The sequence below is a fragment of the Qipengyuania mesophila genome (assembly GCF_019711655.1).
GTDB classification, from domain to species: domain Bacteria; phylum Pseudomonadota; class Alphaproteobacteria; order Sphingomonadales; family Sphingomonadaceae; genus Qipengyuania; species Qipengyuania mesophila.
This window is the reverse complement of record NZ_JAIGNU010000003.1, coordinates 40,382-53,493: the sequence shown is the minus strand read 5'-3', so window position 1 is coordinate 53,493 and position 13,112 is coordinate 40,382. Positions and strand designations below refer to the sequence as shown.

The 13,112-nt window shown below is 60.9% G+C and carries 14 protein-coding genes; 6 read left to right on the top strand and 8 right to left on the bottom strand.

Translation table 11 applies throughout. From position 1 onward, the window contains the following. Positions 1-14: 14 nt before the first annotated feature. From K3181_RS13175 to K3181_RS13155, 5 genes are read right to left on the bottom strand one after another with little or no spacing between them, the layout of a single operon-like run. Positions 15-2,243 (bottom strand): copper-transporting P-type ATPase, encoded by a 2,229-nt coding sequence (locus K3181_RS13175; RefSeq protein WP_221603591.1) that lies wholly within the window; start codon positions 2,241-2,243, stop codon positions 15-17. A gap of 16 nt (positions 2,244-2,259) precedes the next feature. Further along, positions 2,260-3,150 (bottom strand): ribose-phosphate diphosphokinase, encoded by an 891-nt coding sequence (locus tag K3181_RS13170; protein ID WP_221603590.1) that lies wholly within the window; start codon positions 3,148-3,150, stop codon positions 2,260-2,262. Then, positions 3,147-4,658, bottom strand: a complete 1,512-nt coding sequence (locus K3181_RS13165; protein ID WP_221603589.1) for a thymidine phosphorylase family protein — start codon at positions 4,656-4,658, stop codon at positions 3,147-3,149. The genes K3181_RS13170 and K3181_RS13165 overlap by 4 nt, the downstream gene beginning before the upstream one ends. Beyond that, on the bottom strand, positions 4,655-6,037 hold the full coding sequence (locus tag K3181_RS13160; RefSeq protein WP_221603588.1) for an MBL fold metallo-hydrolase RNA specificity domain-containing protein: 1,383 nt from the start codon (positions 6,035-6,037) through the stop codon (positions 4,655-4,657). The genes K3181_RS13165 and K3181_RS13160 overlap by 4 nt, the downstream gene beginning before the upstream one ends. Positions 6,038-6,061: 24 nt before the next feature. Then, positions 6,062-6,334, bottom strand: a complete 273-nt coding sequence (locus tag K3181_RS13155; RefSeq protein ID WP_221603587.1) for a hypothetical protein — start codon at positions 6,332-6,334, stop codon at positions 6,062-6,064. Between the two features lie 106 nt (positions 6,335-6,440). Between K3181_RS13155 and K3181_RS13150 the strand changes: the two genes are divergently transcribed. Continuing rightward, entirely contained in the window at positions 6,441-6,725 is a 285-nt protein-coding gene (locus K3181_RS13150) for a metal-sensitive transcriptional regulator (RefSeq protein WP_247715153.1), read from the top strand. A gap of 45 nt (positions 6,726-6,770) precedes the next feature. Here the strand turns inward: K3181_RS13150 and K3181_RS13145 are convergent, their stop codons facing one another. From K3181_RS13145 to K3181_RS13135, 3 genes are all read right to left on the bottom strand, one after another. Further along, positions 6,771-7,109, bottom strand: coding sequence for a hypothetical protein (locus K3181_RS13145; RefSeq protein WP_221603586.1), 339 nt, complete (start codon positions 7,107-7,109; stop codon positions 6,771-6,773). Between the two features lie 20 nt (positions 7,110-7,129). Then, positions 7,130-7,540, bottom strand: coding sequence for a DUF411 domain-containing protein (locus K3181_RS13140; protein WP_221603585.1), 411 nt, complete (start codon positions 7,538-7,540; stop codon positions 7,130-7,132). 453 nt (positions 7,541-7,993) lie between these two features. Next, positions 7,994-8,737, bottom strand: a complete 744-nt coding sequence (locus K3181_RS13135) for a DUF2231 domain-containing protein (protein ID WP_221603584.1) — start codon at positions 8,735-8,737, stop codon at positions 7,994-7,996. Between the two features lie 40 nt (positions 8,738-8,777). Here K3181_RS13135 and K3181_RS13130 point away from each other — a divergent pair, with 40 nt between their 5' ends. Genes K3181_RS13130 through K3181_RS13110 form a run of 5 tightly spaced genes read left to right on the top strand, consistent with a single transcriptional unit; the run spans position 8,778 to position 13,072 of the window. Beyond that, positions 8,778-9,062 (top strand): hypothetical protein, encoded by a 285-nt coding sequence (locus tag K3181_RS13130; RefSeq protein WP_247715152.1) that lies wholly within the window; start codon positions 8,778-8,780, stop codon positions 9,060-9,062. Then, positions 9,059-9,499, top strand: coding sequence for a Spy/CpxP family protein refolding chaperone (locus K3181_RS13125; RefSeq protein WP_221603583.1), 441 nt, complete (start codon positions 9,059-9,061; stop codon positions 9,497-9,499). Before K3181_RS13130 ends, K3181_RS13125 begins: the two co-directional genes overlap by 4 nt. A gap of 6 nt (positions 9,500-9,505) precedes the next feature. Then, a complete protein-coding gene (locus K3181_RS13120; RefSeq protein ID WP_221603582.1) occupies positions 9,506-10,075 on the top strand; it encodes an RNA polymerase sigma factor in 570 nt (189 codons plus the stop codon). A gap of 25 nt (positions 10,076-10,100) precedes the next feature. Then, positions 10,101-11,945 carry a copper resistance system multicopper oxidase gene (locus tag K3181_RS13115; RefSeq protein WP_221603581.1) on the top strand — a complete coding sequence of 615 codons (1,845 nt, stop codon included), beginning with the start codon at positions 10,101-10,103 and terminating at the stop codon, positions 11,943-11,945. Then, entirely contained in the window at positions 11,945-13,072 is a 1,128-nt protein-coding gene (locus K3181_RS13110) for a copper resistance protein B (RefSeq protein ID WP_221603580.1), read from the top strand. Before K3181_RS13115 ends, K3181_RS13110 begins: the two co-directional genes overlap by 1 nt. The last annotated feature ends 40 nt before the right edge of the window (positions 13,073-13,112 follow it).

The window sequence follows — 13,112 nt, the reverse complement described above, 5'->3', positions numbered from 1 at the left end:
TTGGTGCGCCTCCGTCACAGCCTTGCCGTTCGCAAGCGCAAGGAGTTGAGGACCACGGAGATCGAAGACGCGCTCATTGCAAAGGCAGCAACCATCGGACTGATGAGCATGCCCATGACCGGATAAAGCACCCCGGCGGCAATCGGCACGCCTGCAGCATTGTAGATCAGTGCAAAGAACAGGTTCTGCCGGATGTTGCGCATGGTCGCCTGGGCAAGTCGTCGCGCACGCACGATCCCGTCAAGATTGCCCCTCACCAGAGTTATGCCGGCGCTTTCGATGGCGACGTCCGCACCGGTGCCCATGGCGATACCGACATCGGCCTGCGCCAGTGCGGGTGCATCATTCACACCGTCGCCTGCCATGGCCACCCTCGCTCCTCCATCCTGCAATTCGCGAATGATGCGGGCTTTGTCTTCGGGCAGGACGTCCGCGCGGATTTCGTCGATGCCAAGCCGGGCGGCAACAGCCTTGGCCGTACGTTCATTGTCGCCCGTCGCCATGATAATGCGCAGGCCAAGCGCGTGCAGCGCCTTGAGCGCATCAGGCGTGGTTTCCTTGACCGGGTCGGCTACGCTGACGAGTCCGGCAATCGCGCCATCGATGGCTACGAACATGACCGTCTCGCCTTCGTCCCGGCGCTGGTTGGCCTTTTCGACCAGATCCCCGGCGGCGAGGCCGAGGTCCTCGATCATCGCCTTGTTGCCGAGCGCGACCATGTGCCCATCGACGTGGCCTTTCACACCCTTGCCGGTGACCGCCTCGAACTCCCTTGCCTCGACCAAGGCGATGCCTCGCTCCTCGGCGCCATTGACGATAGCTTCTGCCAAGGGGTGTTCGGAGCCTCGTTCGAGCGACGCGGCTACCCGCAAGACTTCTCCCTCTTCCCTCCCCGGATGGGGCAGGACGGCCACAAGCTTCGGCTTGCCCTCGGTAAGCGTGCCGGTCTTGTCCACCATCAAAGTGTCGATCTTCTCGAACCGCTCAAGCGCTTCGGCGTTCTTGATCAGCACGCCAGCCTGCGCCCCTCTGCCGGTGGCGGTCATGATCGACATGGGAGTGGCCAGGCCAAGCGCGCAGGGACAGGCAATGATCAACACGGCAACAGCGGCGACCAATGCATAGGCGAGTGTAGGCTCAGGTCCCCAGATGGCCCAAGCGATGAAAGCGAGCACGGCTATGCCGATCACAACCGGCACGAACCAGCCTGCGACCTTGTCCGCATACTTCTGGATCGGCGCGCGCGAACGCTGCGCAACTGCAACCATCTCGACGATTTGCGAGAGCATGGTGTCCGCCCCAACACGCCTGGCTTCGATAACGAGGCTGCCGGTGCCGTTAATGGTGGCCCCAGTGACGTGATCACCAGCAACCTTCTCGACCGGGACTGGTTCGCCCGTAATCATGCTCTCGTCGACAGACGATCGACCATCGACCACGTCGCCATCTACCGGCACCTTTTCCCCTGGGCGAACGCGCAAGCGGTCGCCGACATGGACGTGTTCGAGCGGAATCTCCTCTTCGCGGCCATCCTCTCGCATGACATGCGCGGTCTTCGCAGCAAGGTCGAGAAGCGCGCGGATGGCCCTGCCTGTACCCTCACGTGCGCGGAGTTCCATGACCTGTCCCAGCAGGACCAGCGTCACGATGACCGCCGCAGCTTCGAAATAGACACCGACATGGCCGTCGGCATCGCGGAAGCCGTCTGGAAAGATGGCGGGCGAAATCACGGCAACCACGCTGAACGCATAGGCCGCGATCACACCCATGCCGATAAGCGAGAACATGTTGAGGTTCATCGTTCGGAACGAATTCCAGCCGCGAACCAGGAAAGGCCAACTGCACCACAGGACCACCGGCGTGCCCAAAAGGAGTTCGATCCACAGGGTGGCGCGTTCACCCAAGAACTCGCGAACGCCCGAAAACCCGAGTAAAGGTCCCATTGTAAGGAGAAGCAACGGCATCGTGAGAACCGTTCCGACCCAAAAGCGCCGTGTGAAATCGACAAGCTCCGGGTTCGGCCCCTCACCCACCATCGTCGCGGATTCGAGCTCCAGTCCCATACCGCAAATTGGACACGAGCCTGGATGGGTCTGGCGCACCTCAGGGTGCATGGGACAGGTATAGACCGCGCCGGGGTAACCTTCCGGAACGCTATCGTAGCCTCCATCCTTGGGTATCTTGTCGCCATGATCGTGTGGGTGACAGTGATGCTCGTCGGGGTGGAGTTCCTGCTCGGTCATTGGCTCTACTCTTCTGTCACAAATTATCGGTCAGCTCGGAGGTGGCATCGGCCAAGGGGTCGGCCAACGAAATTGCATTGCTCTCATGGGGAATGGAATTGGTGGTGACGATCCGCGCGGCACCAGCCTTGAGTATTTGCGCGTAGGCATCGCCCGAAAAGACAGCGTGGATGACGACGCAGACGGGCGGCCTGCATCCGGCATCGGCCAGTCGCGCGATCGCCTCGATCATCGTCCGCCCGGAGGAGGCAATATCGTCGAGGATGACGGGTGTTCCAGCCATGAGCGCCTGGTTTTGTGGTACGCTCACCAGTACTTCGCGATCTCCGCTGCGAACCTTCTCCAGAACCTCGAATGGGCGGCCCACGAGCCGCGCGACTTCTGCAACCCATTGTCGGCTCTCGCCATCTGGGCCGAGCAAAACCGCGTCGGGCACGTTAGCCTTGATCCATTCGGCAAGAAGGGGTGCAGCCTTGATGCGCCGCGTGGGGATATCGAACAACGCGCCCAGAGAATGTATGCGGTGGAGGTGCGGGTCGGCAGTAACCAGCCAGTCGACGGTCTCTTGAAGGAAGCGCGCGAATATTGGCGCACTGATGGCCTGACCGGGCGCGAAGCGGTGGTCCTGGCGCATGTAGGCAAGATAGGGCGCGATCAGGCCGACGGACCTTGCTCCGAACTCCCGCGCTGTGTTTGCAGCGAAGGTCAAGGGCAGCGCCACGCGGTCTGGATCGTGCAGGGTGGCGAGGATGACAACGTCCTGATCAAGAAGCTGTTCGGGCAAAGTGACCAAGGTCTCCCCGTCAGGGAAATGGTGCAGATCAACCGGGTGGGCATCCCCTCCGGTTCGCTCGACGATCTGCGTGGCGAGCGCTTCCATTCCAGGAAAGACGAGCATGACGCTCATGGATCTTCACATATCGAGAAGGCCGGCGCGCTCGAACGCGCATAGTCTCTCGCCCAATCGAGCTCGCCCGAGGTTTCGGCGTGGATTTCGTAGAGCGGCTCGCCCTGATCGACGCGCTCGCCAGGCCGCCTTTGCAGCAGCACACCGGCGGACTTGCGACCAGGCGCACCCGCAAGCTTGGCGATCCGAGCGATCCTCCGGTTGTCGATCTCGGCGATCACACCGGCGACAGGCGCCGTCTCGACTGCATGGAACGGGGCAAGCCTGGGCTCGAAAAAGCCCCCTTGTGCCTCGCAGATTGCAAGAAACTTGGCCTCGGCTGCACCACTGACGAGCAGCGCTTCTGCTTGCTCGCGCCCGATCGGACCATTGCCCTGAGCAAGGTCGAGCAGTGAACCGGCAAGATCGAGTGTACGTTCACGTAAGTCCACAGGCGCATCAGCCTGCCGCCTGAGGACGGCGAGTACATCGCGTGCCTCGAGCGAGGGTCCGATGCCGCGCCCAACCGGTGCCGATCCATCGCTCACGTGAATGCGCAACTTGAGGCCGAGTGCAGCAGCAACGGCTTTCATTCTGGCTGCCAACGATTCAGCCGCTTCAGGCGACCGAACCTTGGCTGTGGGCCCGACCGGAATATCAATCAGAACGTGGGTTGAGCCAGCAGCAGCCTTCTTGGACAGGACACTCGCCACGAGCTGACCGTCACTGTCGAAATCGAGCGGGCGTTCGATCCTTATCAGCAAGTCGTCGGCCGGGCTGAGATCAAGCTCGCCGCCCCAAGCAAGACATCCTCCTTCGGCTTCGACCACCCGACGCAGATCCGCGATCTTGAGCGCAACCGGAGTCATGACCTCCATGCTATCGGCGGTCCCTGCCGGAGAAGTGATCGCGCGGCTCGAGGTCTTGGGGATGCGAAAGCCGGCCGCTGCAACGATGGCGACCACGATGGGCGTAGTGCGATTGCCAGGAAGGCCGCCAACGCAATGCTTGTCGAGTACCATCCCCTCGCCCCAGTCGAGGGTTTGTCCGGCATCCTGCATTGCGCGGGTCAGAGCGATTGTTTCATCGAGGTCCAGCCGATCTCCTGCACAAGATGCGATAAAGGCAGCAAGATCGAGATCGGAAAGGCGGAAGGCCAGAACATCTTCTACGATTCTCCGAAAGTCGTCCTGCGCCAGCTTCTTACCATAGACTTTCGCGCGAATGGCGGACGCGCTCTTTGCCGGCTCGGCATGTCCGAAGAAGCCCTTGTCTCCCGGTCGAGCACCCAGGCTGATCCACGCCGAATTGCTGAGAGCTGCAATATCCGGCGCGAGCCAGTCCGCGTCGGTGACCACGTTCAACGAAGCGATGATCGTCCTTTCCCGTAGAGTGATTTCTACCCGGGTCAGTGAACTGAAGCCCTCTGCCCGGCAAAGGTGACAATCCTTGTGCATGAACACGACCGGTTGGCGGTAGGTATCGATACCGGCGCGAACGAGCGGAATGGAGTGGATTTTGTCGCTCATCGCGGGGCCTTGATCGAAACTCGCTCGAGGTGTTCGGGTACGCGGACATCCCAGCCGAGCTCGTGTTCAATCCGGAAGCGCAAGGCATCTGCGGCATCGGGTTCGCCATGGGTCACATAAGTCATTCGCGGCGGCTTCGCCGTGCCCATCCACGCAAGCAATTCGTCCGCATCCGCGTGGCCGGAAAGACCTTCAAGTTGGATGACTTCAGCACGGATCGGAATCTCTTCACCGAAAATCCGGAGCGTGCGCTTCCCGCTAACAAGCGCTGCTCCGCGGGTGCCACCGGCCTGGAAACCGGAGAGCACAATCGCGTTCTTCGGGTCTTGGCCGAAGCTGACGACGTGGTGCAGAATGCGGCCGCCGGTAAGCATGCCGCTTGCAGAAACGATTATCTTCGGGGCTACCTCCCGGTTGAGCGCCTTCGATTCCTCGACCGTCCGTACACGCTCGGCGAGGTCAAACATGGCTTTGCAATCATCCCAGCTCACGCGATGCTCGCCATGATGCCGGTGATATATCTCGGTCGCGTTGGCGCCCATCGGTGTGTTGAGGTAGACCGGGACGTCGGGGATTTCGCCGCGTCTGCGCAGCTGCGCGATCTGCAGCATAACCCCCTGGACCCGTCCTACGGCGAATGCCGGCACGAGGATTGTCCCTCCCCGGACCACGACCTTGTTGATGACCTCGGCCAATTCGGTTTGGGCATAGACCGGCGGATGCTTGCGGTTGCCATAGGTGGATTCGGTTACGAGTATGTCCGCTCCAAAAAATTGATCGGGACTGCGCATCATCGGGTCCGTCGGTCTCCCGACATCGCCGCTGAAATGGATGACGCGCCCGTCAATCGTCAGCCGTATAGAGGCCGCGCCCAGCAGGTGCCCGGCAGGGATAAAGCACGCTGATATCCCGTCGCCCAGATCGAGTGTCGTATCGAACGGGACAGGATCAAAATGCTCGAGCGCAGCCTTCGCATCATCGAGCGTATAGAGAGGCTGCGGGTCACGATGCTTCGAATAAGCCTTGCGCCTTGCGTATCGGGCTTCCTCTTCTTGCAGGTGCCCGCTGTCGGGGAGCAGGAGACCACAGAGTTCTGTGGTCGAAGGCGTGCCATGAATCCTGCCTCGAAACCCATTTCGGACTAGCGCGGGCAGATAACCCGAATGGTCCAGGTGAGCATGGGTCAGGAGCACATCGCTGATGCTCTCCGGCGGTACCGGAAAGGGGTTCCAATTGCGAAGTCGCAACTGCTTGAAACCCTGGAAGAGACCACAATCGATCAAGATCCGCCGGCGCCCCTGTTCGACAAGGTAGCGTGAGCCCGTGACAGTCCCGGTTGCACCGAGAAAAGTGAGCGACGGTTGATCTGTGTCCTGCATTGCTCTTGCCTCTATTTCGAAAGCTTAGGCACCCCGCTTGCTGAAGAACTTGTATAGCGGGACAGCGATCACAGCGATGTACCAGCCATACAGAAAGCTACCGATTGCCCCGGCAGCGAACCCAACGGGCGTAAGCCACTCGAAGCCTGGCAAGAGCGGCGCCCAAGCTTCGTGCATGTGGAACCTGCCAGGAACCGCGAGGCCGAAGGCAACGCAAATCAGATAGGTGACCAGAAGAAAGACGCTGAGCGTCCATCCCCACACTTTTATGCTCGGGCCAGCAGCTGAATCAGACATCGCGACTCTCCTTGCATTATACTATAGGGGGGTATAGTACCGATGGTGCGGATGATCAAGGACCCAAGCTCTTCGAACGAGATTGGCGCAAGGAGACAAAGCTGGCATGGAACGCCGCATGAAGACGAAGTTCGAAAAAGAGATCGCGCGCATGCGCAGGATCGAGGGCCAGGCGCGTGGCATCGCCAAGATGATGGAAGAGGACCGGTATTGCATCGACATCCTCCAGCAGTTTGCGGCAATGGAAGCCGCATTGCGCGCGACGCGCATGGAGGTACTCAAAACCCATTCGAGCCATTGTCTGGAAGAGGCGATCGAACTTGGCTCGAAAGCTGATCAGCGAACCAAGATCGCCGAACTAATTGCCCTGCTAGAAAAGCAAGCCCGCTGACCTGCTTGCTCGACAGGGCAATCGTTTTCACCTCACGAGGTCGCCTCAATCTGGGCCATGCCCCTCATGTGCCGTGTGATCTTCGGCAGGCGCGTCTGCAGATCGTGCGTCGCTATCGGATTGGGCGCCTGACTGATGGTTGCCCATCATCCCATGATTCATGCCGGCATGATCCATTTTCGAATGGTCCATCATGCAGCAGGACATCTTGCCATCCTTGCCCTTCATCATCATGCCCTGCATCTTCATCCCGTTGTGCATCATCTCGCACATCTCGGGCTTTTCGCCGGACGCGTGAGCATCGCCTGCGGGTGCCTCGCCGGACTGGGCCGCGACCGGTCCTGCCAGTGCCAGTCCAGCGACCAAACCAAACAGTACCTTCATGTCAATTCTCCTCGTCATGATCAGTTGTGGGTATTGAAGACGATGCGACCGGATCTTCCGAAAGCGATCACCTGGTATGGTTGGGTTCGCCCGTCCATTTCCATGCCAGGGGACCCGAGAGGCATTCCGGCGACAGCCAGCCCTTCGACGCCCGCCGGGCGCTCACGGAGCAAGCGTGCGATATCGGCCGCGGGTACATGGCCCTCGATAACATAGCCATCCACCACCATCGTGTGACAGGACCGCAGTTCGTCGGGCACCTTATGTCCGTCCTTGACCGCTGCCATGTTGGGGCTGTCCTGTACGACAATCTCGGCAGACAGACCCGCGCGAACATGATCGGCCCAGTCTTCGCAGCATCCGCAACTGGGATCGCGAAACATGGTGTAACTCGCTGCCTGCGCAGCACCGGTGCATGCTGCAAGCAGCATCGCACCAAGTATCGGAAGCAGGCGACGAACTTCGCAAGCAGACTTGGTCATAATCAATCGTGTCCCATGGCTTTCATGTCCTCGTCCGACATGGTGGTCATATCGTGACCAGGGTGCGGATCGTTCGAAGGGGTCGGTGACGGAGCGGGCGCTGGCCGAGCGGGAGTGGCCGGTGCCGCCACTTTCTTGGGCTTGGTTGGCGCGACTGCGGGCTTTGGACCGGACGATGGTGCGTCGGTCGACGTTGGAACGGGATCGTCACGCATAGTAGCATTCTCGACCGCAGACGGCGTGGCCGTTGTGGTAGCAGCGGACGTGTCGAGTATTGCATCGCTCGCCGCGACCTGTTCGGCTGCCCGATCGGAAGCCGCGCCGCACGCAGTCAGACTAACGGTAATCAAAGGCAGAAGGCCTAGAGTCCGCGTCCGCTTCGGAAAGGTAGCTTGCATATAGTTACTCCAAACCAAGGTGATTGGGCCCGAAGACCATTTCGCCGCCATGATAGCCTTGGATGACCAAGGCCACTGCCAGTATGCCGATTGCGAAACGGAGTGCTTTCCTGCTGCCAGGGCGAAATGCAAACCATGCGGCCACGATCGCGACAGCCGTTATTGCCGTCCCGTTCCATCGATGGAGAGCGAGTGTCTCCGACCGATCTTCAAGGCGCCAGCCAGCGGCGAACCAGCCAAAGAAAGCTGCCGCTGCCGCGCCGATAGCTCCACCGGAAACGAGAAAGCGCACGGTCGTTTCCAGACCCAGTGCAGGGCGTATGAACAGCAGGATTTCTGCAATTGCAGCCATTAAAAGCAAGGCGATGGGGAAGTGTGCCGCGATCGGATGAAGTCGCCCGAGGAGGTCCCCCGTCGAGGTGATCCGATTCTTCGCTCTTTTCGCCTCAAGCGCCTGTTCGGCCGTCATGGGCTTGGCCTCCGTCAGGGCGGTGGGCTCGGCCTGTCCCAAGGACGAAGGAACCACAGATGGCGATTCACGCATGTCCGCGTCGCCATGTATTTCCATCTGGGCCATCTCTGCATCGCTCATGTCCTTCTTGTGACCATCGTGCGCGATAGCGATGACCGGCAAAGAAAGAGCAGCGACCATCAGGATGGCGAGGTGCGACCGAAGGATGCGAGAGAGCGTCATGTTCGTTATACGCCCGATCTGCGCAAAGCCCTCGAAAAGAGTTGTGAGGGTCAATTGCACTGGCTTCGTATAGGTAGCGAAGGAACAAGACCGAATGAATGACAACGAACTTCTTGAGCGCGCTTTGACGGAGTTGAGGAATATGCCCGCCCCGTCAGTGTCCGACGGTTTCATGGACGGGGTCTGGATGCGAGCCGGTCAGCTTGAGGCGAGGGCCTCAGGGCGCGTACGCCTGGCATTGTTTGCGGCGATGGCCTTCGTCGGACTGAGCGCAGGTATTGGCACGACGGCAGCGCCGGCAAGTGCCGAGCCTGCAAGTTTCCGTCTCGTAGATGGTGCGGATCTTTCTCCTGCAGTATTGCTGCACGTCGAGCCATGAGGATCGGCGCCTTCCAATTTGTGATTGCCGTCCTTGTAGCGCTGGCGGCCGGATGTATCGGGGCGTTCGCCATAGGTGAATGGCGCGAAGTTTCGCATTCGCAGACGCTACACAATTTCGTCCACGAAGAGCTCGACCTTGACGCTTCACAGAAGGAACGGCTCGAACAACTCGAAACGCGATTTGCTGTCGAGCGGAATGAACTCGAACACTCCCTCCGTGCAGCCAATGCCAGGCTCGCGGTCGCCATGGACGAGGAGCACGAATACGGCCCGAAGGTTGCGGCAGCCATCGACGATGTTCACGGCCGCATGGGCGACCTTCAGAAGGCGACTGTCGATCATGTTTTCGCGATGCGGGCGCTCTTGACGCCCAAGCAGAAAGCGCAGTTTGACCGTCAGGTTTCGCTATCGCTGACCGGCGAAGCCGACGAATGATCATACGTGCGGGGGCTCGACGACACTATTGAATCCGGCCTCGTCGAAAAGGTCAGAGCTGGCAACAGGGCGGCGTTCGGTCGGCTTATCCAACCTCATTTGCCGCGACTGCTTGGGCTTGCCCGTCGAATGCTCGGATCTGCCGACGAGGCCGAGGACGCTCTGCAAAACGCTCTTGCATCAACATGGGTCGCGCGAACCAAGCTCGATTCCGACAAGCCGATTGCGGCTTACCTTACGACCGTAACACTCAACAAATGCCGCGACAGGCTCCGGCGGCGCAAGGTCTCGCGACTTTTTGGAATCGGGTCATTCGATCCGGAAATTCCCACTGCCGGGGACGAGCCAGACATCGAAACGCTGGTTGCAGATCGGCAGATACTTGATGAGGTTTCGAGGGCCATCGAGAGGCTACCCGTCCGGTTACGTGAAGCGCTGGTCCTGGTTGCTGTGGAAGGGCGGAGCTACCGCGAGGTTTCGCAGCTGCTTGGGGTGACGGAGAAGACAGTTGAAACGCGCGTATACCGTGCACGCCAACGTCTACGCGAAAAAAGATCGCATCTGTTTGAGGTCTAATTTCAGTTCATGCGTAAGTGTGCGTATGAGCAACACCAAATCCAGCCAAAGATACGCTTTTGACCGTCGCAGGTTTCTGACCCGTAGCGCCCAGGCAGCAAGCCTCCTAGGGCTTGCGCACACTGTCCCCGCATGGGCTCGAGGAGGCGATTTGCACCATGCGGTGATCCGGCCCGGCTTCGACGAAGTGTCGGGCCGCGATATTGCCCTTACGATCGGTGAAGGACCTCGCGTGGTGCAGGGGCGTCGCGGGCATGCGGTCGCGGTCAATGGCAGCGTGCCGGGTCCGCTGGTTCGCCTCCATGAAGGTCAGCCGGTTCGCCTCGCGGTCACGAATACGCTCGATGAAGACAGCTCGATCCACTGGCACGGCCTGCTGCTGCCGTTCCAGTTCGATGGCGTTCCTGGCGTCAGTTTCCCCGGGATCAAGCCGGGTGAGACATTCGTCTATGACATTCCCCCATTGCGACAAAGCGGAACCTATTGGTGGCATAGTCACTCGGGGCTGCAGGAGCAGGCGGGGCATTACGGCCCGATCGTGGTCGAACCCGCAGGGGCGGACGCCGTGCAAGCGGACCGCGATTACGTCCTGTTGCTGAGCGAATTCACGCCGCTCCATCCGCACGCGATCATGGACAAGCTGAAGAAGGGCGAAGACTACTTCAATTACCAGCAGAACACCTGGACCGACGACTATCCGCTGTCGGGCGCGGACCGGCGGATGTGGGCGCGCATGCGCATGATGGCGACCGACATCCTGGACGTAACGGGCTCGACCTACACCTATCTCGCCAACGGGCGGGGCCCGGAAGAAGGCTTGGAATTCCTGTTCAAGCCCGGCGAGCGGGTGCGGCTGCGGATCATCAATGGCAGCGCGATGACCTTCTTCAATTTCCGCATCCCAGGGGTGAAGTTCTGGGTGGTCGCCGCCGACGGCCAGAACGTGCGCCCGGTCGAAGTCGAGGAATTCCAGATCGGCACGGCCGAGACCTACGATATCGTGGTCGAGCCGACCGGCGAAGCGCGGGCGATCGTCGCCGAGAGCATGGACCGGTCGGGCATGGCTGTAGCGACTTTGGCCTCCCGCCCCGGCGCGCGAGCAAGTGTACCGCCCCTGCGCGATCCGCCGCTACTGACGATGGCGGACATGGGCATGAACCACGGTACCGGCGGCATGGACCACGGCGGAGATATGGCGGGCATGGACCATTCCGCCATGGGCCATGACATGCCATCGCAAGACACCGCTGCCGATCCGATGGGCGGGATGGACATGAGCGGCATGAACATGCGCGACACGTCCAAGCTGCCTCCGGATGTGAAGGTTGGCCCCGGGATCGATATGGTGTCGATGAACCCGGTCGATCGCATGGGTGACCCCGGACTTGGTCTCGACAACGTCGGACACAAGGTTCTGACTTACAAGGATCTCGTTGCGCTCGCACCGAACGACGACTTGCGTCGCCCCTCGCGGCAGATGGAAATCCATCTGACCGGGAACATGGAGCGCTACATGTGGTCGTTCGATGGCAAGAAATACACCGCCGTTACCGATGACCCGATCCGCTTCGCCTACAACGAGCGTGTGAGGGTGAAGCTGGTCAACGACACCATGATGGCGCACCCGATCCACCTGCACGGGCACTTCTTCGAACTGGTCAATGGCGCACCCGCCGACCGGCAGCCGCAGAAGCACACGGTGATCGTCCAGCCCGGCGGTAGCGCCACTTTCGACCTCACTGCTGACGAGGAGGGCGACTGGGCCTTCCACTGCCACCTGCTCTATCACATGCATTCTGGCATGTTCCAGATCGTGACGGTCTCGCCGCGGGGCAATCAGCCCGATGTGAAACGGGTGGGAGAAGACTGATGCGCCTTCTCGTAGCCATGCTGTTCGCCAGCGCCGCCGCCCCCGCTGTCGCACAGGACCATTCGGGCCACACGATGCCTTCCGCGCAATCCCCCGTCCAAACCGAATGCGAAAAGGAGGCCGCACGTCACCGCGCCATGGGCCATCCGGTAGAGGACGGAGCCTGCGCGCCGGCGACGCAACCGGCCCCGGGCGGTCACGCCGACGGCCATACCGGCAGGGACCACTCCCAGATGGGTGGAATGGATCACTCGACCATGGATCATTCCAAGATGGAAGGCATGGACCATTCCACGATGAGCCATGAAAGCATCCAACTGCCCGAACAGACGCCCATGGACCACGGTGCGATGGGCCATGGCGGGATGGACATGACCCCCATCCCGGAAGGGCCGCCTCCGGCGTCAGCGGGATCCGGACCGCCTCGCGCCGCCGATGCGATCTGGGGTGCCGATGCGATGCACGCCTCGCGCAACGCCTTGAGCACCGAGAACGGCGGGATGAACGTGTTCTGGTTCCAGGGCGACCGCGCCGAATATCGCGCGCGAGAAGGCGGCGATGGGTACCTCTGGGACGTGCAGGGCTATTACGGTGGTGACCTCGACAAGTTCTGGTTCAAGAGCGAGGGGGAAGGCACCTTCGGGGAAAGCCCCGAGTCCGCCGAAGTCCAAGGCCTGTGGAGCCATGCGATCGGTCCATGGTGGGACCTTCAGGCTGGCGTCCGGCAGGATCTGACCGGTCCCGAGCGCACCCATGCCGTCATCGGTGTGCAGGGGCTCGCGCCTTACATGTTCGAAGTCGACGCGGCCGCTTTCCTGTCGAACAAGGGAGACCTGACCGCAAGTATCGAAGCCGAGCTTGACCAGCGCATTACCCAGCGCCTCATCCTGCAGCCGCGCGCCGAGCTGAGTCTATCCGCGCAGGATGTGCCCGAGCTGGGTGTTGGCGCCGGCCTCGACACGGTCGAACTGGGTGTGCGGCTGCGTTATGAAATCGCACGTGAGTTCGCACCCTACATCGGGATCGAGCAGGAATGGAAGCTGGGCCGGAGCGCCGACTACGCTCGGCTCGCGGGCGAGGATCCGAGTGTGACCAACTACGTCGTCGGTATCCGGTTCTGGTTCTGAAGAGGGGGTCAGCCACCAGAAAAATGGTCAATGGTCGACC